At 39.7% G+C, this 25,064-nt stretch carries 19 protein-coding genes, 1 other RNA gene and 2 pseudogenes; 14 read left to right on the top strand and 8 right to left on the bottom strand.

Annotated elements, in window-relative coordinates; genetic code table 11:
* Nucleotides 1-1,038: a type IV pilus twitching motility protein PilT gene (locus KIP84_RS14070; RefSeq protein ID WP_002121749.1), complete on the bottom strand. Its 1,038-nt coding sequence runs from the start codon at nt 1,036-1,038 to the stop codon at nt 1-3.
* A 126-nt stretch (nt 1,039-1,164) separates the two neighbouring features.
* Between KIP84_RS14070 and KIP84_RS14065 the strand changes: the two genes are divergently transcribed.
* A complete protein-coding gene (locus KIP84_RS14065) occupies nt 1,165-1,857 on the top strand; it encodes a YggS family pyridoxal phosphate-dependent enzyme (RefSeq protein ID WP_199111772.1) in 693 nt (230 codons plus the stop codon).
* Nucleotides 1,858-2,057: 200 nt separating this feature from the next.
* On the opposite strand, the gene KIP84_RS14060 is transcribed toward KIP84_RS14065, so the two are convergent.
* Together KIP84_RS14060 and KIP84_RS14055 are read right to left on the bottom strand one after the other, a co-directional pair.
* Nucleotides 2,058-5,654 carry an AAA family ATPase gene (locus KIP84_RS14060; protein WP_213688775.1) on the bottom strand — a complete coding sequence of 1,199 codons (3,597 nt, stop codon included), beginning with the start codon at nt 5,652-5,654 and terminating at the stop codon, nt 2,058-2,060.
* 9 nt (nt 5,655-5,663) lie between these two features.
* Nucleotides 5,664-6,932, bottom strand: coding sequence for an exonuclease SbcCD subunit D (locus tag KIP84_RS14055; protein ID WP_213688774.1), 1,269 nt, complete (start codon nt 6,930-6,932; stop codon nt 5,664-5,666).
* 164 nt (nt 6,933-7,096) lie between these two features.
* Here KIP84_RS14055 and KIP84_RS14050 point away from each other — a divergent pair, with 164 nt between their 5' ends.
* A complete protein-coding gene (locus KIP84_RS14050; protein ID WP_213688773.1) occupies nt 7,097-7,573 on the top strand; it encodes an OsmC family protein in 477 nt (158 codons plus the stop codon).
* A gap of 68 nt (nt 7,574-7,641) precedes the next feature.
* Here the strand turns inward: KIP84_RS14050 and KIP84_RS14045 are convergent, their stop codons facing one another.
* Complete coding sequence (locus KIP84_RS14045; RefSeq protein WP_213688772.1) at nt 7,642-8,019, bottom strand: VOC family protein; 378 nt, start codon at nt 8,017-8,019, stop codon at nt 7,642-7,644.
* Nucleotides 8,020-8,399: 380 nt separating this feature from the next.
* On the opposite strand from KIP84_RS14045, the gene KIP84_RS14040 reads away from it, so the two are divergent.
* Both KIP84_RS14040 and KIP84_RS14035 read left to right on the top strand, forming a co-directional pair.
* Nucleotides 8,400-8,849, top strand: a complete 450-nt coding sequence (locus KIP84_RS14040) for an ABZJ_00895 family protein (RefSeq protein WP_002121708.1) — start codon at nt 8,400-8,402, stop codon at nt 8,847-8,849.
* 86 nt (nt 8,850-8,935) lie between these two features.
* Nucleotides 8,936-9,841 (top strand): TIGR01777 family oxidoreductase, encoded by a 906-nt coding sequence (locus KIP84_RS14035; RefSeq protein ID WP_213688771.1) that lies wholly within the window; start codon nt 8,936-8,938, stop codon nt 9,839-9,841.
* On the opposite strand, the gene KIP84_RS14030 is transcribed toward KIP84_RS14035, so the two are convergent.
* On the bottom strand, nt 9,833-10,948 hold the full coding sequence (locus KIP84_RS14030) for an FAD-dependent oxidoreductase (RefSeq protein ID WP_213688770.1): 1,116 nt from the start codon (nt 10,946-10,948) through the stop codon (nt 9,833-9,835). The two genes, KIP84_RS14035 and KIP84_RS14030, sit on opposite strands and share 9 nt — an antisense overlap.
* A gap of 25 nt (nt 10,949-10,973) precedes the next feature.
* Nucleotides 10,974-11,987 (bottom strand): porphobilinogen synthase, encoded by a 1,014-nt coding sequence (gene hemB, locus KIP84_RS14025; RefSeq protein WP_000222569.1) that lies wholly within the window; start codon nt 11,985-11,987, stop codon nt 10,974-10,976.
* Nucleotides 11,988-12,129: 142 nt separating this feature from the next.
* Between hemB and KIP84_RS14020 the strand changes: the two genes are divergently transcribed.
* The 8 genes from KIP84_RS14020 (at nt 12,130) to KIP84_RS13985 (ending at nt 21,119) form a co-directional block, all read left to right on the top strand.
* On the top strand, nt 12,130-12,627 hold the full coding sequence (locus KIP84_RS14020) for a thioesterase family protein (protein ID WP_004703260.1): 498 nt from the start codon (nt 12,130-12,132) through the stop codon (nt 12,625-12,627).
* A 267-nt stretch (nt 12,628-12,894) separates the two neighbouring features.
* Nucleotides 12,895-14,046: an EmrA/EmrK family multidrug efflux transporter periplasmic adaptor subunit gene (locus KIP84_RS14015; RefSeq protein ID WP_005070833.1), complete on the top strand. Its 1,152-nt coding sequence runs from the start codon at nt 12,895-12,897 to the stop codon at nt 14,044-14,046.
* 6 nt (nt 14,047-14,052) lie between these two features.
* Nucleotides 14,053-15,576 (top strand): DHA2 family efflux MFS transporter permease subunit, encoded by a 1,524-nt coding sequence (locus tag KIP84_RS14010; protein ID WP_213688769.1) that lies wholly within the window; start codon nt 14,053-14,055, stop codon nt 15,574-15,576.
* Nucleotides 15,577-15,879: 303 nt separating this feature from the next.
* Nucleotides 15,880-17,865: a gamma-glutamyltransferase gene (gene ggt / locus KIP84_RS14005; protein ID WP_213688768.1), complete on the top strand. Its 1,986-nt coding sequence runs from the start codon at nt 15,880-15,882 to the stop codon at nt 17,863-17,865.
* 161 nt (nt 17,866-18,026) lie between these two features.
* Nucleotides 18,027-18,386: a transfer-messenger RNA gene (gene ssrA / locus KIP84_RS14000) on the top strand.
* A 285-nt stretch (nt 18,387-18,671) separates the two neighbouring features.
* Nucleotides 18,672-19,103, top strand: a complete 432-nt coding sequence (locus KIP84_RS13995; protein WP_228308299.1) for a hypothetical protein — start codon at nt 18,672-18,674, stop codon at nt 19,101-19,103.
* 252 nt (nt 19,104-19,355) lie between these two features.
* The gene (locus KIP84_RS13990) at nt 19,356-19,943 is read left to right on the top strand and encodes a hypothetical protein (RefSeq protein WP_213688766.1); all 588 of its coding nucleotides are present in this window, start codon (nt 19,356-19,358) and stop codon (nt 19,941-19,943) included.
* 225 nt (nt 19,944-20,168) lie between these two features.
* Nucleotides 20,169-21,119 (top strand): hypothetical protein, encoded by a 951-nt coding sequence (locus KIP84_RS13985; protein ID WP_213689850.1) that lies wholly within the window; start codon nt 20,169-20,171, stop codon nt 21,117-21,119.
* A 5-nt stretch (nt 21,120-21,124) separates the two neighbouring features.
* Here the strand turns inward: KIP84_RS13985 and KIP84_RS18870 are convergent.
* Both KIP84_RS18870 and KIP84_RS13980 read right to left on the bottom strand, forming a co-directional pair.
* A pseudogene (locus tag KIP84_RS18870) lies at nt 21,125-21,427 on the bottom strand (hypothetical protein).
* A gap of 279 nt (nt 21,428-21,706) precedes the next feature.
* Nucleotides 21,707-21,991, bottom strand: a complete 285-nt coding sequence (locus KIP84_RS13980; RefSeq protein ID WP_013198682.1) for a hypothetical protein — start codon at nt 21,989-21,991, stop codon at nt 21,707-21,709.
* A gap of 418 nt (nt 21,992-22,409) precedes the next feature.
* On the opposite strand from KIP84_RS13980, the pseudogene KIP84_RS13970 reads away from it, so the two are divergent.
* Nucleotides 22,410-23,780, top strand: a pseudogene (locus tag KIP84_RS13970) (IS3 family transposase).
* Nucleotides 23,781-24,209: 429 nt separating this feature from the next.
* On the top strand, nt 24,210-25,034 hold the full coding sequence (locus KIP84_RS13965; protein WP_213688765.1) for a hypothetical protein: 825 nt from the start codon (nt 24,210-24,212) through the stop codon (nt 25,032-25,034).
* The last annotated feature ends 30 nt before the right edge of the window (nt 25,035-25,064 follow it).

Raw genomic sequence — 25,064 nt, 5'->3', positions numbered from 1 at the left:
TTATAGAAATGATTCAGGCTGTTTGGCAGCAGTACGAGCTGTTTGAGGGCTGATCACACCGCGAGACACCAAATTTTTTAAGCTTTGGTCGAGGGTGGTCATGCCATGATTTGCGCCAGTCTGAATAGCTGAGTACATTTGCGCGACCTTGTTTTCACGAATTAGGTTACGAATGGCAGGAATACCAATCATGATTTCATGAGCTGCGACACGTCCGCCGCCATTCTTTTTAAGCAGGGTTTGTGAAATAACAGCCTGTAAAGATTCAGACAGCATGGCACGAACCATATCTTTTTCTTCGGCAGGGAATACGTCAATCACACGGTCAATGGTTTTCGCAGCAGAAGTGGTATGCAGCGTGCCAAACACCAAATGACCTGTTTCGGCAGCGGTAAGCGCTAAACGAATAGTCTCTAGGTCACGCATCTCACCGACCAAAATAATATCTGGGTCTTCACGCAGTGCTGAACGTAGCGCCTCATTAAAGCCGTGTGTATCACGATGCACTTCACGTTGGTTAATCAAACATTTCTTAGATTGGTGTACAAATTCGATAGGGTCTTCAACCGTTAGAATGTGGTCATAACGATTTTCGTTGATGTAGTCCATCATCGCTGCAAGCGTCGTTGATTTACCCGAACCTGTTGGACCTGTCACCAGTACAATCCCGCGAGGATAGTCACAAATGTCTTTAAAGATTTGTCCTAAGCCTAAATCTTCCATGGTGAGTACTTTGGACGGAATGGTACGAAACACTGCACCCGCACCACGGTTTTGGTTAAATGCGTTAACACGGAAACGAGCAACGTTGGGTACTTCAAAAGAAAAGTCGGTTTCGAGTTTTTCTTCGTAGTCACGACGCTGTTTATCATTCATGATGTCGTAGACCAAACGATGAACATCTTTATGATCTAGAGCAGGTAAGTTAATGCGACGGACTTCACCATCAACGCGAATCATTGGTGGCATGCCAGCAGATAGGTGTAAATCGGACGCGCCATTTTTCACAGAGAAGGCGAGTAGCTCTGTAATATCCATAATTTCCCCAAGTAAATCAAAATATGTCATTATTTTGTAGAATAATATACGGCTTTCACCGAGGCTTACCAACACCTCGCTTTAGGTGAAAAGCAAAAAAGTTTTTTGAAAATGAGAACCTTGTCAATGAATTACCTGCAAGATGCGCGTCAGCACGTATTACAGCAAATCCAAAGTGCCTGTGTACATGCTCAGCGTGCGCCTGAAACTGTGCAACTTTTAGCCGTATCGAAAACACATCCAAGTGAAAGTTTGCGTGAAATGTATGCAGCAGGGCAAAGAGCATTTGGCGAAAACTATTTGCAAGAAGCTTTGGAAAAAATCGAAGCTTTACACGACTTAGACATTGAATGGCATTTTATTGGTCATGTTCAACGCAACAAGACGAAGCATTTGGCCGAGAAATTTGATTGGGTACATGGTGTAGATCGTTTAATTATTGCCGAGCGATTATCTAACCAACGTGGCGATGATCAATCTGCACTTAATATTTGTTTGCAAGTCAATATTGATGGGCAAGACAGTAAAGATGGTTGTGTACCAGATGAAGTTGCCGAGCTGGTTGCTCAAATCAGTCAATTACCAAAAATCAAGTTACGCGGTTTAATGGTCATTCCAGCACCTGACAATACTGCTGCATTTGCAGATGCTAAAGCCTTGTTTGATGCTGTGAAAGACCAACATGCCCACCCACAAGATTGGGATACTTTAAGTATGGGAATGTCGAGTGATTTAGAAGCTGCAATTGCTGCTGGTTCAACCATGGTTCGTGTAGGAACAGCCTTATTTGGTGCTAGAGACTATTCGCAAAAAGGCTGATGTAAGCTTTATCTTACAGAAACTGCGGCCTTTTGCGGCTATGGCAGACAACGTTTTTTTCGTACTATGAACTCATCAGGAAACAGGATGTTTCTAAGAATAACAATAAACAGTGATGAATGGATGCATACAGGTACGACAGGAGTTATACCAACGCAGAATCTAAAAAAGCCCCGACAGGATGTCGGGGCTTTTTAGTTTTAACCTACTACTTCAATGGTACTTGCACCCGCGCCGAGTGGTTTTACCTGAATTTGTACAGGAATACGTTCATGCATTTCTTGAATGTGTGAGATGAGAATGACTTGGCGTCCCTGATTTTGTAGTTGGTCTAGAGCATTCATGACCATATGTAAAGATGAGGCGTCTAAAGTACCAAATCCTTCATCAATAAACAGCGATTCAATTTTCATTGAGCCCGAGGCCATATTGGCAATCGCTAAAGACAAAGCAAGGGCAGTTAAGAACGACTCACCGCCAGACAAAGATGCAACAGAGCGGGTCTCTCCATCCATGTCGTGGTCAATAATCGCAAGGCTTAAAGACTGATCTAGACGTTTTAAAGTATAACGTTGAGACAGCATTGCTAGTTGCTGATTGGCATGCTCAACTAAAATATCTAGGTGATATTGCTGAGCATAATCGCGGAATTTCTTACCTTCTCTATCTCCCATCAAGCTTGAAATTTTGCTCCAGCGATGTTCCTCTTGCTGAATATTTTGAATTTGCTCGGCGTATCGTTGCTGTTTAGCCAGATTTTGCTGATGTATTTCGAGCTTAAGTTTAAGTTGGTCACGTACTTCGAGGTGAGCTTTAAGCTCTGTAATATTGTCTTGAATAAGGCTAATGAGCTTTTCATATTTGATATCTGGCTGAGTTTGTAAGTGCTCGTTCAATTGCTCTTGCATAGTTTTGAGAGCAGAAGAGGCTTCACTTAATAAACGCTCGGCATGATTAAGACGGTTACGAATGTCTTGCTCTTGAGCTGAATTAATTTGCATGAGCGCCGTAAGATCAGAGGCTTGAAAATCAGCATGGGTTTTTAACCAGATTTGAATTTGTTCATCAATCTGCTGCTGGTGCCCCGCAGTGTGTTGATGTTGATGCTTGAGTTGGTCGAGCGCCTGTTTTTGTTGTTCAAAGTGCTGTCTGGTTTGTTCGAAACGTTGTTTAGCTTCATGATACGCCGTTTGTTGCTGCTGACGTTTAGCGTCATGCTCAATTAACCATTCATGTGGTTTAATATCCGAGCGACCTGTCATTTGCTGAATGAGCGATACCGCTTTTTCATTATTTTGCTGACCTTTAAGCGTAATCTCTTGGAGATTTTGATCGATCTCATCAATTTGCTTAGTCATTTGCTCAAGGTTGGCAGCTAACATTTTAAGTTCTTGTTGTTGCTGTTCAAAACGCTGTGAAAGCTGTTCTTGTTGCTCAAGTTGCTTAGCACGTACGTCTAAAATTGACCAAGTCTGCTTAGCTGTTTGGCTACTTGCTTGCTGCCATGCGTGCTGTTCGGCTTCAGATAAACACTCAACAATATGTTGAACTTGTTGTTGCCATTGCTGTGCTGTATTAAGCAAACTTTCATTACGCTGAATAGATTGAACGAACTGATTGTGTTGTTTAATCGCTTGGGCTAAACGCACGTTTTCTGAGTCAAATGAACTTATGGCAGTTTGCGAGGCTTGTCTGAGTTCGTTCAACGTTAGCAAGATTTGTTCAGGAGCTTGATTAAGCTCAATCTGTAACTGATTGAGGTTAAGCGCTTGCTCAAGTTCTTGCTGTAAGTTTGTTTGTTTTGCCTGAAGTTGAGCTAGATATTTCTGAACCTGTTCAAGTTCGGCACGGCACTGATTAAGTGCATGTTGTTGGGTTTGCCACGTATTAAATGTAGTTTGCTCGAGTACAATAGCTTGTTGCTCTTGCTGTTGCTGCAAATCGAATAAAGCTTTGGAAACTGCACTGTCATCAATACGGTAGGGATGATGGGTGCTTCCACAAACTAAACACGCTTCACCTTCTTTAAGATTGGCCCGTAACTGCTCAATATTTTCGGTGTGTAATAAACGCTGCTGTTGCAAAATGTGCTGTAACTTTTCACGTTCAGTTTTTGCTGTTTGGTATTCTTGTTCAGCTAACTGGCAAACGGTTTTAAGCTGCTGTTTTTGGGCTGAGACTTGAGTTTGTTTTTCAGTGAATTGCTGAAGCTCAGCATATAACTCATGATAAAGTTTAACTTTCTGTTGAATCAGATCTAGCTGAGTGATTTGAGCAAGTTTCTGATCTTTATCTTTACGTTGCTGTTCAAGCTTTAACTCAATTTGTTCAACTGTACCTAGTGAAGCTGTAAGTTGTTCAACTTCACTTTTAGCTTCCGATAGCTTTTGGCGAGCAAGGGTAGGGTTACCGAGCTGTTGTTCAATCGTTTGGTAATTTTGAATAAATTGCCCGAGTTGATGTAGATGTGCTGAAAGGCCCTTATCTAATACCGCATATTGCTGAGTCTGGGTAAGTTGTTGTTGTAGATAAACTTGGTTCTGCTCAAGATGTGCAATCTGCTGTTGCACAGTATTTTGCTGTTGTTGCAACGGGCTGAGTTTCTGCTCTAGAACATTTCTTTTTTCTTTGCACTTTTTATATTCATCTGCAATAAATGTTCGCTCTTGAATGGACTGTCTAACCTGATTTAAAGCAGATTGATGCTGTTGCTCAAAATCGAGCGTTTGTTTGAGCTCTTGCTCTGCTGATTGATATTGTTTTTGTTCAGTTTCAAAAATTTGCACCAAATTATTAAACTTAATTTGAGCTTGCTGAATTTGCGGCTCAAGTTGTTGCAAGGTTTGTAAGTTTTGAGTCTGCTGAAAGACCTGTGGGCGTATTTCAGAGAAAGCTTCGAGTCGTTTTAATTGCTCACGTTCAGGGGTAAGTTGCTGATGGTGATTTTGCTGGGTTTGAAACTGTTGCTGTTTAGTTTGAACTTCAAGCTCAAGTTTGGCTTTGCGTTCAAACCATTGTTGTTGTTTATCCAAAACATTTTTTTGTTGTTCTAATTTTTGATAGTTCTCTTGAGCTTGCTGATATTGTTCGGTAAATGCTGCGATTTCTTCATCCGACAAAATCTCAATATGACCTAAAAATTCTTCAAGCTGTTTACGCTGTTTAGCAATATCTGCTGTTTTACGAAAAGCTAGTTCACCAATTTTGGCGAAAATGCTGGAGTTTGTCAGGTACTCAAGTAGTTCACCGCGTTCACTATCTCGTGCTTTTAAAAACGCCGTGACTTCTGACTGGGCAAGTAAAACAGCACGAGTAAACTGTTCAAATGAAAGCTGGGTAATTTGTTTAACTTTTTCATCAACTGCTTTGGCTTTGTCGGCAAGCACTACACCATCGGTCAGGCATTTTAAGTGACGTTGCACACTTTGTAATTTACCATTCGGGTTTTCACGCGCACGTTTAATTTCCCAGCGTGCTAAATAGCGTTTTTGATCTTGAGCAATAAAGCAAAGCTCAGCAAAACCATGTCCCGTACCACGGCGTAATACAGTTAAAGGCGAATTGGTCAGTAACTCTGAACCATCGACATCTTTTAATTTACCATCGCTGTCTTTAAGGCGAGGAACCCGATTAAACAAAGCCAGACACATGGCATCTAAAATGGTCGACTTACCAGCCCCCGTTTTTCCCACAATGGCAATTAAGCCTGCGTGAGCTAGAGGCGAGCTTTCAAAATCAATAAAGTGTTCATCAGAAAGAGATGCCAGATTTTTTATTCGAATGGATAAAATTTTCATGACATGTCCTTAAGGAGTTGCATCATTTTCAAGATTTTTTTGTGCTTCTTGTACCAGACTCAGAAAATCTTTTAAGACTGCATCATCTGCGTTGTAACCTTGTTTTTCCCAAATATTTTGAAAGAGTTTTTCTGGTGTTGGTGGTTCAAGTGCAATATGCTGAGTGGTATCGGTGTTCGAAGCATCCTGGCTCACATATTGACGTGAAATACGCACTAAACGATAGCGATCAGGTGGTAGGGCCGCTTCAAACTGCTGACGTAAATTGGGCTGTGGCGGCGTTAAACTATAATATTCAATATCGACATATTCACGATGGTCAATATTTTCAATCACGCCGTGTGGCAAAGCTTTGAGTTGTTGCAGCACTTCGTTTAACTCACCACGAATGCGGTGCAATTGTATGCAACGCGGAATTTCAACAGCTTCAAATTGCAAACGGTTGTCTGTCTCTTGAGCAGGGTCAATTTTGACTTCAACCACTTGGTGCTTATAGTTAATTTCACTAAAAGAAAGTGGAATAGGTGAGCCGCTATAACGAATGTGCGGTTGGCCTACTTTTTGTGGTTTATGCAAATGTCCTAAAGCCACGTAATCAATTGCATCTTCAAATAAAGTCGTTGAAAGTGCCTCTTCATTACCAATAATAATTGGGCGCTCAGAGTCGGATGTTTCTCCACCTTGCATATGAGCATGCGACATCAAAATAAGCGCTTGGTCTGGTGTTTTACGACGTTTAGCTTCGGCAATAAGTTGCTGGTGCAAATAGGCAATCGCATTTTTGCTATTGGTGGTATGTTCATTAAAGCCCGTAATTTCGGCCGAACGTAAAAAAGGCACGGCAAGGCACCACGCCACAATATCCTGATTTTGATTATAAATAGGCAAAAGCAGACGATCGAGATCTAGGGTTTTATCTTCATTCCAGCGAACCACGCCCACGGTTTTTGCATTGTATTTTTCTAAAAGTGGTTCGACCTGTTCAATACGGTAGCCTGAGTCATGGTTACCTGCAATCATGAGCGTTTGCATGTGCGGTGCAAGGCGATGTGCATCTGCTAAAAATTGATAGAGTTGTTTTTGTGCTTGTGAACCCGGATTAATTACATCAAAAATATCGCCGGCAATGAGCAGGGCATGCGGTTGTTTTTCTTGAATTTGAGTGAGTAACCAACTTAAAAATTGTTGGTGTTCGTAGTGGCGTGAATGATTATAAAAAAACTGCCCCAAATGCCAGTCAGAAGTATGTAGAAAATGTACGGACATAGAAACAGACATCAAGCCAAAGTAAACACAGATACGTTAGCATAAATTGGCAGGAGATTTTATCAAGACATTTTAAAGTGCTCGATATTTAAGCCTACGCTGAAATCTGAATTAATTTTGTCACTTTAAACTTTGCTTTGTTACTATCAGTTCAAATAATGAATCTTGAGAATAAAATGACTATTCATAAATACGAAGTGAAAATACAGTGGGAAGGTAATACAGGTACAGGCACTTCATCTTATCGTTCATATAAAAGAGACTTTAGTATTCAACATCCACAAAAAGCCACTATTCAAGGTTCATCAGACCCAGCCTATTTAGGCGATGTGACCAGATGGAACCCAGAGGATTTATTGGTTGCTTCTGCCTCAGCTTGTCATAAGCTTTGGTATTTGCACCTATGTGCAGTCAATCATATTCATGTGCTGAGTTATGTTGACCATGCACTTGGCTTTATGGAAGATGCAGATCCAGTTAAACGTGGTCACTTTACTCAAATTATTTTAAAGCCAGCGGTTATTTTAGAAAAAGGTGCAGACCAAGCGCTTGCAGCAAAACTGCACGAAGAAGCACATCACGAATGTATGATTGCCAATTCGGTTAATTTTCCAATTACATGTGAAGCCAGTTTTAGCTTTGCCGAAGAATAAATAGTAAATAGCCACCGATAAAAATGCGGTGGCTATAAATTAGGAAATAAATTGGTTAAATAAGATCTTTAAGCAGCATTTTCATCAACTTGAAAAATACCAAAAACGTTGTGGTCTAAATCGACAAAGTAACCATGCCAAGCACGACCAGCAATGGCGAATTTATCCATAGCCACAATACCACCTTGCGCTAAAATTTTTGCGGCAATTTCATCAAAGTTTTCGACTTGAACCGAACAGGTAAATGCATTGGTGCCATATTCCATTGGAGGCGTTTGAGCGGGACGTTTTAATAGCCCACCCATGATTGATGGTGTTTCTATACGGTAATATTCAATTGGTAAACTTTCATCTAATTTAAATTGCCAGCCGAACACAGCTTGATAAAACTGCGCGTCTCGGGCAGGGTTTGAAGACTGGATTTCAAAATAGGCAATGTTGTTCATATTATTAAAAACATATTTTTATGGTGTAAAAAGTATACGCATAGCCTTCATGACCATGAAACAACTATTGTGTATGGTGAGCGTAAAATAAATGAAAGTGCCAGAAAATAAAAACCGACGATTCGAGTGATGAGAGAATCGTCGGTCAAAAACTTCATCAAGGGTTTCGGCTGCTAACAAAACCTAATCTGAAGGAAGAAAAGAGTCGTAATGAAAGGTCACCGAAACAATTTTGCGGATGCCATGCAAAGGAAGTATTCGGTTGCTGCGACCTTGTTACCCTATATAACGTCAAGAGATCAGGATTGGTTGACAGAAAAATGAAAAAAAATCGAAAAAAATTTATAATTATTTTTTGAACCCATAAATTAGGCAAAAATATGACCAAATTACGTTCTTACTTTCTCTGGTTTTTTGGTTTATGCATTGTGCTCACCTTAATTGTAGGTGTGGTTGCAGCACTATTACCAGCGAGTGTAGGTGGTATTTTAACAGCCGTTCCATATTTAGGCGCAATGATTTTTGTCTTATTTAAATTTTTAAAGAAAGAACGCCGTGCCCCGACTGTACCAGAAAAAAAGAAATTTACTTTGGGTTTTACCCTGATTTTTTGGGGCTATAACTTGTGTGGTGTTTTATTTGGCCTATTTTTATTTGCCAGAAAAGACCCGGAGATTTTGCAGAACTTTATGCTTTACCTCAAACAGCCTCAGTTTTTAAGCATTATGGTGATTATGCTTTTAATGTTAGCTATTCCGCTTTATTTAATTACCTACTGGTTTTATGGCAAGCAGGCACAGCGAATGGCTGACAAAATGTTTAACGTGTAATAGATCACTACGAAAACTCATACGATTAAATATAAATGAGTCTTATACAATTAAATAAAACTTGAATCCTCAGCTTAGGAGGAAATATGAATAAGAATGTATTAATTACAGGTGCAAGTGGTTTTATTGGCACGTATTTAATTAAGTTCCTGCTACAAAAAAATTATAACGTGATTGCTGTGACACGGCAGGCTGGAAAGAAATCTGACCATCCTGCCTTACAGTGGGTGCAAAAACTTGAAGATATTACGACACGTCAAATTGACTATGTGGTGAATTTGGCAGGCGCAAATATTGGCGAAAAACGCTGGACCGAGTCACGTAAAAAACAACTCATTGAAAGCCGTGTAAATACGACCCGAAAACTGTATGCATGGCTCAAGCAGTCTGAAATTTTTCCGGAAGTAATTGTCTCTGGTTCTGCAATTGGTTATTACGGAATAGATGATCAAGAAAAGTGGACAGAAGTGTGCACAGAACAAAGCTCGCCACAGCCCATTTTCATGTCTCAGCTTTGCCAAGAGTGGGAACGCGCAGCTTTAGCAGACGCTCAGCAAAATACTAAAATTATTCGTTTAGGTGTAGTGTTTGGGCAGGGCGGTGGCATTTTGCCTAAAATGTTGCTTCCTATTCGACTCAATTTAGTCGGTCAAATTGGTCACGGTCGTCAGCCTGTGGTTTGGGTACATATTGAAGACGTATTAAATGCAATAGAGTTTATATTTCAGCATCCTCAATCTGCTCAAATTCACAATATAGTAGCGCCAGAAAACGTGGCTCAAAAAGCTTTTATTGAACAAGCTGCTGAGGTTTTAAATAAGAAACCACTGTTGTCAGCACCAAGCACGGTTTTCCGCTGTTTGTTGGGCGAACAGTCGCAATTGATCTTAAATGGTCAGTACGTCAAACCCGCTGCCTTACAAGCAGAAGGCTTTGAGTTTGCTTATCCCAAGTTAAAAGCAGCTTTAGAGAATATACTCGCCTCAGGCTAAGATTTTATTTTGCAAGCGCTCTGGTGAATATGCTTTGGCATCCACTAATGTCGGTTGACCCAGCATAAGTTGACGGAGCAATTGCGCAGAACCTGCGCCCATACACAAACCATTTCTAAAGTGACCAAAGTTTGCCCATAGGTTATCCATTTCAGGCATTTTGCCAATGTACGGAACGCCATTTGGTGAACTTGGTCTGAGGCCTGCCCAGCGATGTACAATCGGGAAATCGGCCAGTTCAGGCACTATTTCTAAACACGCTTCTAAAATATTGTGCTGGGTGGTTTCATCGGTAGACGTGTCAAAACCACGATGTGCCATGCTAGAACCACACACGATATGACCGTCCATACGTGGAATCAAATACATCACTCGATTCATACACATGGTCGGTAGCCAGTGAGCAGGGGTTTTAAATAACAACATTTGGCCTTGAACAGGTTCGACTGGAATGTCGAGTTGTAATTGTGAGTTCCAGTAATGGCTCCAAGCCCCAGAAGTTATTACAAAATGGTCTGCTGTATGTTTGCGACCATCTTCGGTTTGAAGAGCTTGTATGGCATCACCTTGTTGAATCAGTTTTTTAACAGGAGTGTGCTCAAAAAACTCAACGTTTGGGTGTTGTTTTAAATAGCTAATCAGGGACTGTAATACGCGTGGATTACGAATATTAGACAGTTCTGGGAAATAAATGGCTTCTTGAAACTGATCGGAAATATGCGGGTTGACTTGTTCTAAGGCATCTCGCTGTAAATATTCACAGCGTTGCATCGGTTCTTGATGCTGCTCGGCGTAGGAAAGTCCGACGTCAAAATCTTCTTCATCAAAAATCAGCATGCCTGTGTCATGAATTTCAAAATCAATCCCTGTAATAGGGTAGAGCTTTTGGTTCCATGCTTGATAAGAGGCTTTACCAAATTGAGCAAGTTGGTTCACTGCATGCACATAGCGCCACGGGTACATCGGAGAGAGAATGCCTCCGCCAGCCCAAGAGGCTGCTTGTCCCGCTTGTTGTTGATCAAAAATGCTTAATGTACAGCCTTGTTCAACCAACTCCAGCGCAGACATTAATCCACTTATGCCCGCGCCAATAATTGCAATATGCATGCAGTGTTATCCTTTCTCTGCGAACTTAGTTCATTTCCTTGAGTTTTTCGGCAGCGGTTTCTGCAAAGTAAGTCCAGATTCCGTCTGCACCAGCGCGGCGGCAGCACATGAGTGATTCTAAAATGACTGAGTCTGATAACCAGCCATTTTGAATTGCACCCGCTAACATTGCGTATTCGCCACTCACTTGATAAATGAATGTCGGAATACCAAAGGTATCTTTCACTTCACGTACCACATCCAGATAAGGCATGCCCGGTTTTACAATTACCATGTCGGCGCCTTCTTGAATATCAAGCGCGATTTCATGTAATGCTTCGGCACGGTTGGCAAAGTCCATCTGGTAGTTATATTTATTACCACCTTTTAGGTTGGATGCAGAGCCAACAGCATCACGGAACGGGCCATAGAAGCTAGACGCATATTTCGCAGAGTAGGCCATGATGTTGGTATAGATGTGACCATTGGCTTCTAAAGCCTGACGAATAGCGCCAATACGGCCATCCATCATGTCACTTGGTGCAATCACTTCGGCACCTGCTTCTGCGTGACTTAAGGCTTGTTTAATCAAGCACTCTACAGTCTCGTCATTGAGCACATAGCCTGTTTCATCAATAATGCCGTCTTGACCATGCGTGGTGTAAGGGTCGAGGGCACCATCGGTAATTAACACCATTTCTGGTAATTCTTTTTTTAGCAAACGGCAGGTGGTTTGTACTAAACCATCTTCACGCCATGCAGCTTCTGCGGTGAGGCTTTTATCTTCTTGCGGGGTAACTGGAAAAAGAGCCAGTTTTGATACGCCCAATTCCAGAAGTCTTTCAGCTTTTTTCAGTAACAAATCTGCCGACAAACGCTGAATGTTTGGCATACTTGGAATATCTTGGGTCTGATTTTGTCCCGGTAATACAAATACTGGATAAATCAAGTGATTGGTAGTGAGCTGTGTTTCGCTGACCATCGCACGCAACTGGTCATTTTTACGGATACGGCGCATGCGAGTGGCTGGAAATGCAGGACGATTGAACGTATAAGTCATAACAATCTCGATGTTCGGTATTACACTAGGATAGGTTGGCGGATATTCCATTACTGTCAACCGACTGCTGTATTGTAGCCCCATAATGCTGGATTTGTACAAAATTATGGGTGTTTATCATGCTTTTAAATTTAGGCAATGTATGAGTGATGAAAAGAAAAATTGGACTGGGAACATCCATTTAGGTGCAAAAACTGATCTGACTGTGGTACTCAACCAATTATGTAAGGCATTTAATAGCTCTCCTTTTTTTAAGCATAGTGGAATGATTATGCGTGTGGTAGATGGCCACATTGAAGGCTATATCGAGATGCAACCCAACCTGATTGGTAATCTGGCATTTCAGATTTTGCATGGCGGCGTTGCTGCAACTTTGCTCGATAGTATTGGTGGAATTGTGGCAATGGAACACCTCTATCGCCGTTCGACTCCTGAAACTTTAACCGAAACCATTAAGCAAGTGTCGCGTTTGGCAACCGTCGACATGCGTGTAGATTATTTAGCTCCGGGGCGTGGTAAATATTTTATTGCCCGTGCCGAAGTACTACGTTTAGGTCGTAAGGGCTGCACCATGCGTATGACCATGGTCAATGATGAAGATAAAGCCATTGCTGCGGGTATTGCTTCATATGCCTATTAAGCAATGAATTGAATCATTTAAAAGCGCCAAGTGCGCTTTTTTAAGTGTATAAAAAGCAGAAATTTTTACAAAAACTTTGAGATAAACATTAATTTAATTAGAACGAACGCATGAGTTATAAATTTTTATTCTCATATTATGAGGTTTTGGCGTTAAAATTAGCTCCTTTGACAATGCGGTATGTCTTGTTTATAGAAAAATAAAAACTCTATAACAAGGTGTAGTGCGAGATTGATGGCAAAGCCAACTCATCTTTAGGAACATACCATGACTGATGCACAAAGCAATGTACAAGAAACAGTGCCAACAACATCTGCCTCGGATGAAAACAATCAAAACAAGCGCAAAAAATTTCTTGGTTTTTTTGCGCTGATTTTATTGATCGCCGCTATTTTGTATGCAATCTGGGCATTATTTTTAAATAATTCCGTGAGTACGGATAATGCCTATGTCGGTGCAGAAACCGCGCAAATTACTTCAATGGTGAGCGGACAGGTCGCTCAGGTTGTCGTAAAAGATACCCAAACGGTACATCGTGGTGACGTGCTGGTTCGTATTGATGATCGTGATGCCAAAATTGCATTGGCTCAAGCTGAGGCAGAACTTGCCAAAGCAAAACGCCAATATAAACAAACTGCGGCAAACAGTAGTTCTTTAAACTCTCAAGTTGTGGTGCGTGCTGACGAAATTAACAGTGCCAAAGCACAGGTCGCTCAAGCGCAGGCCGACTACGACAAAGCAGCTTTAGAACTGAACCGCCGTGCGCAGCTTGCTGCCTCTGGTGCAGTGTCTAAAGAAGAGCTCACCAAAGCGCAAAGTGCAGTTGAAACAGCCAAAGCAGGGCTAGAGCTTGCTAAAGCTGGTTTAGCGCAAGCTTCTTCAAGCCGTAAAGCTGCTGAAAGTACTTTAGCTGCAAACGAAGCGTTAATTCAGGGTGTAAGCGAAACTTCGACACCTGATGTACAAGTTGCACAAGCGCATGTAGAACAAGCTCAGCTTGATTTGGAACGTACCGTAATTCGTGCACCAGTCGATGGTGTGGTTACGCGTCGTAATATTCAAGTGGGGCAACGTGTTGCACCAGGCACCAGCATGATGATGATTGTGCCGCTTAACGATTTATATGTAGATGCGAACTTTAAAGAAAGTCAGTTGAAAAAAGTCCGTCCGGGTCAGGAAGTCACGCTAACTTCAGATTTATATGGCGATGACGTCGAATATCACGGCAAAGTGATGGGCTTCTCTGGTGGTACAGGCTCTGCCTTTGCCTTAATTCCGGCTCAAAACGCAACAGGAAACTGGATTAAAGTGGTTCAACGCTTACCAGTTCGTATTGCACTTGACCCGAAAGAACTTGCTGAACACCCACTACGTGTTGGCTTGTCGATGGAAGCAAAAGTCGACTTATCTGCGAAGTAAACGCTTATGAAAACGCAAACACCTTTTGCCGAACTAAGCGGTGGCCGTTTAATACTGGCAGCGTTTGTTATTGCCTTGTCGAACTTTATGGTCGTGCTCGATACGACCATTGCCAACGTATCTGTACCGCACATTACCGGTAACCTTGCTGTTTCAAGTACACAAGGGACATGGGTTGTTACGTCGTATGCAGTTGCAGAAGCAATTTGTGTACCTTTAACAGGTTGGCTTGCAGGTCGCTTTGGTACCGTTCGGGTTTTTATTTTTGGCCTGATTGGTTTTACCATTTTTTCTTTCTTGTGCGGCCTAGCAAACTCGTTAGGCATGCTGGTGTTTTTCCGTATTGGACAAGGTCTATGCGGTGGCCCACTCATGCCACTCAGCCAAACTTTGCTGATGCGTATTTTCCCTCAAGAAAAGCATGCACAGGCGATGGGCCTATGGGCAATGACGACCGTCGTTGGGCCAATTTTAGGGCCAATTTTGGGTGGTCTGATTAGTGATAATCTGTCTTGGCACTGGATTTTCTTTATTAACATTCCGGTCGGCATTGTTTGTGTTTTAGCGGCAATCCGTTTGCTTAAACCTGCCGAAACAGAAACGATTTCTTTAAGAATCGATACCGTCGGTTTAGGTCTGTTGATTTTGTGGATTGGTGCGCTACAGCTCATGCTCGATTTGGGGCACGAACGTGACTGGTTTAATAGTACCAGCATTGTGGTGTTAGGCTTAACTGCCGCCATTGGCTTTGTGGTGTTCCTCATATGGGAGCTGACCGATAAACACCCCGTCGTGGATGTCAAAGTCTTTAGGCATAGGGGCTTTGCAATTTCAGTACTGGCCTTGTCGCTCGGCTTTGGCGCGTTCTTTGGCAGTATTGTACTGATACCCCAGTGGCTGCAAATGAACCTTTCCTACACCGCCACGTGGGCCGGCTATTTAACCGCAACCATGGGCTTTGGTAGTTTGACCATGTCACCGATTGTGGCAAAGCTTTCGACCAAACATGACCCACGCGCGCTGGCGAGTTTCGGATTGATTCTGCTGGGTGGCGTGACCTTAATGCGGGCATTCTGGACCACAGACGCCGACTTTATGGCATTGGCTTGGCCACAAATCCTGCAAGGTTTTGCTGTACCGTTCTTCTTTATTCCACTGTCGAATATTGCACTCGGTTCGGTGTTGCAGCAAGAGATTGCATCTGCTGCGGGTCTTATGAACTTCTTAAGAACCATGGCAGGGGCGATTGGTGCTTCAATTGCAGTGACCGTGTGGGATGACCATGCCAAAGTTGCCCGTAGTGAAATGGTGTCAAACCTACATACGACTGAAGTGCAAAACACACTTTTGCAAAATGGTTTCACGCCTGACTCGACGCTCGGGATTATTTCAAATCTAGTCGATAAAGAAGCCATTACCATGTCGGCAAACCATGTATTTTTGCTGTTTGCAATGGTGTTTGTCTTTGCGGGACTGGTGATTTGGCTGTGTCCAAAACCAAAACAGGTCAGTGGTATGCCTTCTCACTAAACATAAAAAAAGCATCTCTTCGGAGGTGCTTTTTTAGGCCAACTACAAAATGAGCGAGTTTATAAATAGCAGATTTTGGATATATTTAAAGAAATAAAGCATGCCAGAATTGGGCAAATCAGTTATAAAAGAGTGTGATAACAAGCAAGGAGACATCGCACAGCGCACAAAATAAACACCCCCAATCATTTAATATTATTAAAACTTTATTTTTATCAAAGATTAAAAAACTGAAGATCTGAAAACAAAGAAGCTTGCATGGCAATTGCATGGATAGGCAGGCGTATATATTGGAGTTATCACGTGAATAAAAGATATTCATTTTTGTTCAGTAGTTTATTAGCAGTCGGTTTATTACAAGGATGTGGAGATGATTCCTCTTCAGATCAGCCCAAGGATGATTCAAATACAACCCCGCCCAATTTAATTGTTGATAATGACCCGACCAGTTGTAGCAAACTGGCACAAGACGGTTCAAGCGTGGTGGTCGGTTCAAATCAAAATGGTGACCCAGCAGCGCCTGAAGGTGCGTCGGGTTATAGACTCGGTAACACGGTTAAATATGCAGATAAATATATGGTGGTAGCAAACACGCCACTTGCGGTAAAAGCGGGCTGTGATGTTTTAAGAGCAGGCGGTAGTGCAGTCGATGCTGCCGTTGCGGTACAAGCGGTGCTGGGTTTAGTCGAGCCTCAATCGAGCACCATTGCTGGCAGTGGTTTTATGATGTATTACGATGCCAAAACCAAAAAAGTCACTGCTTACGATGGTCGTGAAACCGCACCAGCCGCAGCCAACGAATATTATTTAATTCGCCAAGATATATATGACCCAAATTCACCAGCACCTGTACCAAGTGCCCGCCGTAGTGGACGCTCGATTGGTGTGCCGGGTGTGATGCGTTTACTTGAACAAGCACAACAAGAACATGGCAAACTCAAATGGGACCAGCTTTTTGGTGAAGCAATTGGTTTGGCTGACAATGGGTTCCGTATTCCGGGGCGTTTGGCAGATGCAATTGCAAGTAATGCAAACAGCTTAGCGCTTGATGCAAATGCAATGGCAACCTATTTTCATTCAGATGGTTCACCACGTAAAGTCGGTGAGACCATGACCAATAAGGCTTATGCAAAAACGCTTGACGCCCTTGCTTCACAAGGCGCAAATGCACTACACACTGGTCCAATTGCCCAAGCGATTGTGGAAAAAGCTGCACAACCATTTGGGGATGACCCAGCAAAAACTCCAATTACTCCAAGCTTAATGACCTTACAGGATTTATCGAACTATCAGGTTAAAAAACGCGACCCGATTTGTACGACGTATCGTGACCGTTACTATGTTTGCACCATGCCACCTCCATCTTCGGGAGGGATTGCGGTTGTGCAAACGCTAGGTATTTTAGAAAACTTTGATATGTCGCTGTATCCACCTAAGAACCCTGAAAATGAAGGCGGTGTGCCCGATGTCATGGGTGTGCATTTAGTGTCTGAAGCAGAGCGTTTGGCCTATGCTGACCGTGACAAATATGTCGCAGATACCGACTTTGTTCGTTTGCCTGCACAGGGTATTCCAAGTTTTATTGATAAAAATTACTTGAAACAACGTGCCGCACTGATTAACCCGAACCAAAGTATGGGCGTTGCACCAGCGGGTAATTTCAACCCAGCTTCGGGTGTCGACACGACTGTTGAACATGGCACGACTCAGTTCACCATTGTAGATGCTTATGGCAATGTGGTTTCAATGACATCGACTGTTGAATCGAGCATGGGGTCATTCCATATGGTGGATGGTTTCTTGCTGTCAAATCAGTTAACTGACTTTAGCGCGAACCCTTATGACAGCACTGGGGCACTGGTTGCCAACCGTGTAGAAGGGGGAAAACGCCCACGTAGTACCATGGCGCCAACCTTAGTGTTTAAAGGCACGACGCCAGATGAGTTTTATATGGCAACAGGTTCACCAGGTGGCGGTACGATCATTCAATATGTAGTTAAAACTTTGGTGGGTGCGCTGGATTGGAACTTAAACGCACAGCAGGCGACCTCGCTTGTTAACTTTGGCGCGACCAATAGCAAAAACACCAATGTGGATAGCTCGAATGTGCAGCTTTCTTTGCTTGATTTGATTGAAGGCTTAAAAGCAAAAGGGCATGGCATCTCTAACACTGCGCAAACCAGCGGTATTTCAACGATTATGAAAGTAAATATAAATAATCAAAGCAAATATGCAGGTGGGGTAGACCCTCGCCGTGAAGGTATTGTATTAGGCAATGGAGCCTTATAGACCCAACTTTAAAAAAAGCTGTCATTTTTGGCAGCTTTTTTATGAGGGGCCTTGAAAAAAACAAAAGGCTCTCCATTATGTAAATATGTTCATCAGTAGCAGACTGTTGATAAATTGCACAGCATTTTATTTTAGTTATGCTATGATGTTCAGACATTCATGGGGATGTTATTGGCTTCGACGCCGGTGATGAAACTCATAGATGCATGCCGAGAGCGCATTTTCTCTCGTAAATAAAATTTGCATTTTAATAGTCGCAAACGACGAAACTTACGCTCTAGCTGCCTAAGGGCAGTTTGTCCGCTTCCTAGAATACTTGTGGTTTAGGAACCCGACCGTAGCGCACGCACACAAGTCCGTATAGAGTCAAGCCTCGGGGCTTTATACCAAACTTAGAGGATCGCACCTTGTACCCTGTTCGTCGGGTCACTTGGTGTTAAAACAATAGACGATATCTAAGCATGTAGTATTCTCGAGCGTAGTGCTGGCGGACGCGGGTTCAACTCCCGCCATCTCCACCAAAATTCGTGAAAAGCCCTGAAACGTAAGTTTCGGGGTTTTTTCTTTTAAGATTTAAATTATTCAAGTTATAAACAATATAAGAAGATAATTTTTAACTTCTCCTAAAACTAGGAAAAGGTTTTGTGTAAAAAATAGAGCAAAATCAAAAACTATTATTTTTAGAACAGATTTATAGAAGTTAGAATAGTGCAGTACTTTAAAAAGCTAACGAAATAAAGATTATATAAACATCCTGTAATATCTCAAATTCTTAAGCAAAAATGATTAAATCAGGTCATATCAATATGAAATTAACTTTATCAAAAAAATCCCTTACTTCATTTCTTTTAGTCAGCATGACAATGTTTAGTGCTAATAGCTTTGGCTACACTCCCAAAGATTTACAAGGTATATGGGCAATGCATCCGCTTAATAATGGAATTGCCAACTTAGTTGAGTTTTCAGGAAATACAGCTACTTTACATCCTGTGCAATGTGATTTTGAAACGGGTCTTTATACTGTAGATAGTATTGAAAAATCGAACTTTAAAATTAATAAGCAAAATCAAATTGAGTTGTATAATGAACAGGGGGAGTTCGAGCAAGCATTAAGAATTATAAGTATCACCGATAATCAACTAGTTTTAGAAGAAGCTGCTAGTGACACGATAATGCTGAAATTTCACTACAACAAAATTAACAAGCTAACTCCAAATTGTATTAAATATAAAAAATAATATTTTCAAAAGCTTAGTTTTAATATAGCTAAAATTAAATATCATTTCAGCTATATAACCAACTTGAATCTAATGGGTAAAGAAGTATTTAAATTTTCATTTTATTTAGCCCGAATGAGTCAGAAAGAAGAAGCAATTAATAGATAACAAACACAGCAGAAGTAGAATTTTATTTATTCTTTATAAAGTCTTACTTGCGTAAAGTTTTGTAATCTCGTTATAGTCTAGCTTCTAATATAGAGGGGTTAAACTGTGAAAAAAATAATAGGAATATTTTTATTTTCCTTGATATTAGTTGGTTGTGGTAAATCGGCAGAAGATATCGCTAAAGAAAAGCAAGCTCAAGAACAGGCACTTAAAATTAAACAAGAACAAGAGAGAAAATTAAAAGAACAAGCTGAACTTAAAAAAGTTGAGGATGCTGTTCGCTATTATCTTAAAGATGGTGATTCTGCAAAATTTAGAAATGTTATTAAAAATTGTGGTGAGGTAAATGCCAAAAACTCATGGGGTGCTTATGCAGGTTTTACTAGATTTATAGTTCAGTCCGATAAGGATGTTGTTTTTGAGGATCCTGATAACGCCTATTTTGATTTCATGGTAAAGATGTCTTGTCATAAAGATTATTTAGCAAAGTTTCCAGTAGAAACAAGTGATGAGATAGCAATTGATGCATCTACAACAGAACAAATATCAGGTGTGGCTGCTGAGGCGGCAGCGGGAGAAGATTTTGAAAATGAAACTCGATCAGTTAGTAGACATCAAAAAGAAGAAGTAACTGTTGAGGAATTAGCTACTGAAGATACAACGTCAGATATTGGTAGTTCTGAAAATTATTAAGACATTAAAATTTTAAAACCCGCATATGCGGGTTACTATATCTAGAGAATATTGTGGCAAGTAATCTTGGTATTTTATACCTAAATTTTTGGACATTATTGAACAGCATGTGAAAACATACTCTGAAATTTGGGGAAATTTCAAAACATGATTACTCCGCTGGGGAGCGGTTTAAAAAAGAGTAATCATCGATTTTTAAAAATTTATAAGACTTGGTTAGATCAAATGAACAACTTAATGACGAGATATTTAAATAATCTGGGGCAGTGGCATGAAGTTGCGCTGACAATGACTAAAGCGATAGTTGCAATAGGGGTGTTGTGCTTAGTTGCATACCTTTTAACAATTGGTTATATCCCTTCAGAACTTAGTTTTGGTGATACATTCATTTTTCTATTGATTTTTGCGGCCTGTTCTATTGTCTATGCAGGATTAAGTATAGTGCTATTTTTATTTGGTATTTCATTAATGCCAGTGACATACATTATCTTAAATATAGTTAATAAATACTTGCCTTCGCATGAAAAAATTAGAGATGATTTACCATTTCCAAAGATCAGTATTATTACATTTATTGCATCTATTTGGTTTATATACATTCTTCGAAACTTACTTTTAACGTACTGGCAAATAAGTCTTTATGTGGGGTGTACGGTAAGTTGGATTGCTTTCTTATATTATGCTTTTTACGTTAATCAAAAAGATATTAAAATTTTTAGTAAGAAGTTTAAAAATATAGAGGATATTATTGATGACAGTGGGGCAAGCGAACATCTAAAAATATTTGCAAGAGATAAGTTAAAGAAATTAGAAACGAATATTAAAAACAGTATACATGTAGCTATTTTTCTTATTGTGACTCCAGTTGCCCCTATGTTTTTTATTCCCGATATTGGTGACACATTTCTAAACTATGCCATGCAAAAAACTGGTGTGAGAATAGAAAAAGCGACTTTATACATCAAAGAACCTTATGCAAATTTAATTGAATTACCAAAAACAAATACTAAAGAACTGAGCCACTATAAAACCTTTATTTTTAAAGATGTTAAAGTGTTATTTCAAGGGATTGGTAAAAGCACTTTAGTTTCTTATAAGGTAAAGGATATGGAAAAGCAGTTAGTAATTCCTAATGAATATATTACTGTAGAGCAAAGCAAGAAAATTGAAGAGTAATTAAATTATAAAAAATAAGAAATAGTTAGAGTTATGAAAGCAAGGGTGTAAACAATTGCTATTGTTGTTCTAGCCATAGCGTTTGCATCACTACTTTTTTCCGTAAGTGGGGGGAAAAGTGGTAATGCTGCATTTTATAAAATAAAGAATATTAAAGCGTACCCGGCAATAAGTGAAAATACATATTCAAATCCCAACTTTCCCTTAAAGTAAGCAATTAAAGCCATTATTAACATGAATAGGGCTAAGCTCATTAAAAGATATCTCTTAGAGGGAGAGTCTTTTATAAAGAAATCTTCTATTGACATAGGAATGGCTCGCTTTGAAATATTAAATTTTAGATGAACAATTTTTTTTAAATCAACGAATTAATTTTTTTGAGCATTCTTTCTATGTAAAAATAATAGACTAAATTTTTTGATTAACATAGATACTTCAAGACAAATGGTATGAACAAATCCTTAGAAAAGGACGTAATGCAATCATTCTCCCCAAGGCCCCCGTGCCACAACAGAACTTTAATTTTTTGCGCTGATTTAAAGTTATCTACCATTGCGACACAGAGATAAGGGAGCTAAGCCAAACGCTTAGCCCATGTCGTTTTTATCGCACCGCCGCATCACACTAAAAAAAGTAGGGGCAAAGTCCTGTGGGAGAGCAGGACTTTGCAAACTGACATGTTCTAGACGTTGCATGAGCTTATGCGAATACACTTGTTCAAGCCGTTGGTAAATACAGTCGCAACTGGCTTGGGTGTGCCCACCAGACAGGCAAATTTCTTCAAAATCCTGCTGAGTGTGAATGTCGCAACCAGAAACACCGTAATCGCCTATTAAAAGGCTTAAAGCCAAAATAGGTTTATAAAGTTTCATATTATTCTCGTGATAATTTTCACTAAGTTATTAATAAAAAATAAGCCGCATATATTTAAAGTATTAAAATCATTTAAAAGGGAATAGTTAACCCGCCTGAAATACAGGAAAATAAAATGATTAAAATTTTAAAATAAAATTATTTATAAATTTAAAATATTTTAGGTGAGAGAAAGCCTAAATTTTAAATAAATAAAATTACGAGAGAGGATAGGGGATTAATATAAAAAAGGTCATGGTCAACTCCTAGAATTTATGGAGCTCTACCACCAAAGATCACCGTCAATTAATTATGGTGGTAGAACGAAAGGGGGTTAGCAGACTGGGATCCAAGGAACCAGCACGCGCGAGCGCGTCCCCCTCCCGTCCTGAACTGCACCCCATAAGTTAGACTTTTTAAACTTATGAGGTGTGTCCTATGCCAGTTCCAAAGCATTCAAAAGAGTTAAAATTAAAAGTCATTCAGGCTTATTTAGATGGAAGTAAAGGCTATAAAATCCTTTGACAAGAATTTAATGTAGATCTCCAAACAGTCCGGCTATGGATTGAAAACTATAAGGCACAAGGTGAAGATGGCTTAAATGTTAAAACTAAAAAAACCTACTACTCTTCCGAATTTAAAATCAAGGCTGTACAAATGCTTCTTGATAAGGTACCTGTAAGAGAAGTTAGAAGACGGTTAAATCTGAGCGGGACGTCAATTTTAAGAAGGTGGCTAGCTCAGTATTATAAAGAAGGGATTGCTGGGTTTAATACCACGAGGATTTATAACAATATGGTTAAACAAGATAAAACTAAAATAACCAAGCCTGTAAAAGATGACAAAGATAAATCTCAGCAGGAGCTCATTGATGAAGACCGCTTTACGTGCAGAGGTTGCCTTTTTAAAAAAGCTAAAAGCCTTAAAACTGAAGCAACGTACTTAAATTCAATTTCTACTGCAGACAGCGTTCAAGTTATTTCGGAATTAAGGCAAACTTATCCATTAAAGCTACTACTTAATATTGCCAAGATCGCTCGTAGTACTTATTTCTATCACATGAAAGCTGTACGCTCTAAGGATAAATATACTGAGTTAAAATAGCAGATCAAGTCCATATATCACAAGCATAAGGGATGCTATGGCTATCGTAGAATTACTCTTGCTCTGAAACATATAGGAATAATGATTAACCACAAGTGTGTATATCGCCTCATGAAATCTATGGGGCTGAAGTCACGTATCAGAGCACTAAAATATCGTTCATATAAAAGTGGCTGTGTAGGAACAATAGCTGATAACGTTTTACAACGGCAATTTAAAGCAAATCTCCCAAATCAAAAATGGGCAACTGATGTAACGGAATTTAATTTAAAAGGTGAAAAACTTTATCTATCTCCAATTATAGATTTATTTAATGGGGAAATTATTACCTTCCGAATCCAACGTAAACTCAATTATGAGTTAGTGAAAGATATGCTCATTCATGCTTTAGCTAAACTTAAGCGACATGAGAAACCAATTCTCCATTCAGATCAAGGATGGCAATATCAAATGGCTCATTACCAACAGCAATTAAAGCAACACGGTTTAATTCAAAGTATGTCTCGTAAGGGAAATTGTTTGGACAATGCTGTAATAGAAAGCTTCTTTGGAATATTAAAATCGGAGTGCTTTCATGGTGAAAAATTTCAATCAATTGATGAGTTAGAGAAAACTATACGAGAGTACATTCATTATTATAATCATGAGAGAATCAAGGTGAAGCTACAAGGATTATCCCCTGTACAATTAGAAATCAGTTTATAAAAACTGCTTAATTAACTGTCCAACTTTATGGGGTCAGATCATCCTACCGCAAAGAAAAGGGACGCAAGGGTCTAACGACTTATAGTGGAACTATAACCCGCCATGGATCTACGGTCTGCTAAAACCGACTGGCAATGTAGGCCAGCGAGACCATAATAATCATAAGTTTTTAACAGGTCAATTCAATTTAAATAAAATATTATAAAAAATTAAAATATAAATTTATATTTTAATTAAACTCAAAAGTTTATCGATTTAAATCGGTGAATTAATAAATATAATAAAGTTAAACTAAACTTTTAGCCTGTTCTTAAAATGTATAAAGATAATTAATAAATACTCGATGCTTATCTTAGCCTTTAAGAGGCTTACCATGTATTTTTTCTATAAAAATGAGTATTCTATTTCGAAATTAAAGGACTTGATGATATGAAAAGATTGCTTTTATGTGGAGTAATAGCGTTTTGTACTACATTACATGCTAAAAATTTAACTTCAATTAATGACATCTATAAATTAAAAGATAAACAATTTCAAGAATGTGAGGTCAATGGTTTTAGTTTGCTTAAGTTAGATAAGGATTTAACAATTGGCCTTATTGCAAGGTTACATCCCTTTGGCGTTTTAAAACCTGGGGATTTTGATATGAGCGCTTGTTTAACAAAGAGAAATTTACAGGAAAATGTTATAACGACCTATTTTTGGCAAAAGAATCAAAATTTTGTAGGACAAAATCTTAAAAGTTATGTTGCCTATGACAGTTCTAATAAAAATATCTTAGTTATTTTATTAGATAATGATTTAAACACTTATATCTTAGGTAACCGTGACCAATATCTTATTGATGCATTAAAGAACAGTAGAGACCCTAGTGATGTAGCTTTTAGTCGTATTAACTGGAGTTCTACTAGATCTTTTAGAGATCTTGGACCAAACAATGTAATTCCTATTAAAGATGATCTACTTCAAATGCAGGAAGAAAAATACCAGATCGAAAAAAAAGATTTATTGTGTAAAGCTGGTTTTGAGATGGCTGAAAATATTATGAAAGCACGTCAAGCTGGAGTGAGTAAAACAATGCAGTTAGACTCAAATGAGCAGAATCTTTATAGATATCCTGAGTACTCAAAATATAAAATGGATTTAATAAATAAGGCCTATGAAGAACCCATTCATGAAAATTCTATAGATAAATATGCTGTTAGTAAGGGATTTGCCTATAAATCATTTTTTGAATGCAAAAAAAGAGTATAGAGCTTAATTCCATAAGCAGAAAGGCTGTTT

It is taken from the genome of Acinetobacter sp. BHS4 (genome assembly GCF_018454425.1).
Lineage (GTDB): Bacteria > Pseudomonadota > Gammaproteobacteria > Pseudomonadales > Moraxellaceae > Acinetobacter > Acinetobacter pittii.
Note: the sequence above shows the minus strand (reverse complement) of the source record. Positions and strands in the feature narration are given on the sequence as shown.

Coding starts and splice junctions, on each gene's coding strand:
- KIP84_RS14070 (WP_002121749.1), bottom strand. CDS start 1,038: ATGGATATTACAGAGCTACTCGCCTTCTCTGTGAAAAATGGCGCGTCC.
- KIP84_RS14065 (WP_199111772.1), top strand. CDS start 1,165: ATGAATTACCTGCAAGATGCGCGTCAGCACGTATTACAGCAAATCCAA.
- KIP84_RS14060 (WP_213688775.1), bottom strand. CDS start 5,654: ATGAAAATTTTATCCATTCGAATAAAAAATCTGGCATCTCTTTCTGAT.
- KIP84_RS14055 (WP_213688774.1), bottom strand. CDS start 6,932: ATGTCTGTTTCTATGTCCGTACATTTTCTACATACTTCTGACTGGCAT.
- KIP84_RS14050 (WP_213688773.1), top strand. CDS start 7,097: ATGACTATTCATAAATACGAAGTGAAAATACAGTGGGAAGGTAATACA.
- KIP84_RS14045 (WP_213688772.1), bottom strand. CDS start 8,019: ATGAACAACATTGCCTATTTTGAAATCCAGTCTTCAAACCCTGCCCGA.
- KIP84_RS14040 (WP_002121708.1), top strand. CDS start 8,400: ATGACCAAATTACGTTCTTACTTTCTCTGGTTTTTTGGTTTATGCATT.
- KIP84_RS14035 (WP_213688771.1), top strand. CDS start 8,936: ATGAATAAGAATGTATTAATTACAGGTGCAAGTGGTTTTATTGGCACG.
- KIP84_RS14030 (WP_213688770.1), bottom strand. CDS start 10,948: ATGCATATTGCAATTATTGGCGCGGGCATAAGTGGATTAATGTCTGCG.
- hemB (WP_000222569.1), bottom strand. CDS start 11,987: ATGACTTATACGTTCAATCGTCCTGCATTTCCAGCCACTCGCATGCGC.
- KIP84_RS14020 (WP_004703260.1), top strand. CDS start 12,130: ATGAGTGATGAAAAGAAAAATTGGACTGGGAACATCCATTTAGGTGCA.
- KIP84_RS14015 (WP_005070833.1), top strand. CDS start 12,895: ATGACTGATGCACAAAGCAATGTACAAGAAACAGTGCCAACAACATCT.
- KIP84_RS14010 (WP_213688769.1), top strand. CDS start 14,053: ATGAAAACGCAAACACCTTTTGCCGAACTAAGCGGTGGCCGTTTAATA.
- KIP84_RS13995 (WP_228308299.1), top strand. CDS start 18,672: ATGAAATTAACTTTATCAAAAAAATCCCTTACTTCATTTCTTTTAGTC.
- KIP84_RS13985 (WP_213689850.1), top strand. CDS start 20,169: ATGAACAACTTAATGACGAGATATTTAAATAATCTGGGGCAGTGGCAT.
- KIP84_RS13980 (WP_013198682.1), bottom strand. CDS start 21,991: ATGAAACTTTATAAACCTATTTTGGCTTTAAGCCTTTTAATAGGCGAT.
- KIP84_RS13965 (WP_213688765.1), top strand. CDS start 24,210: ATGAAAAGATTGCTTTTATGTGGAGTAATAGCGTTTTGTACTACATTA.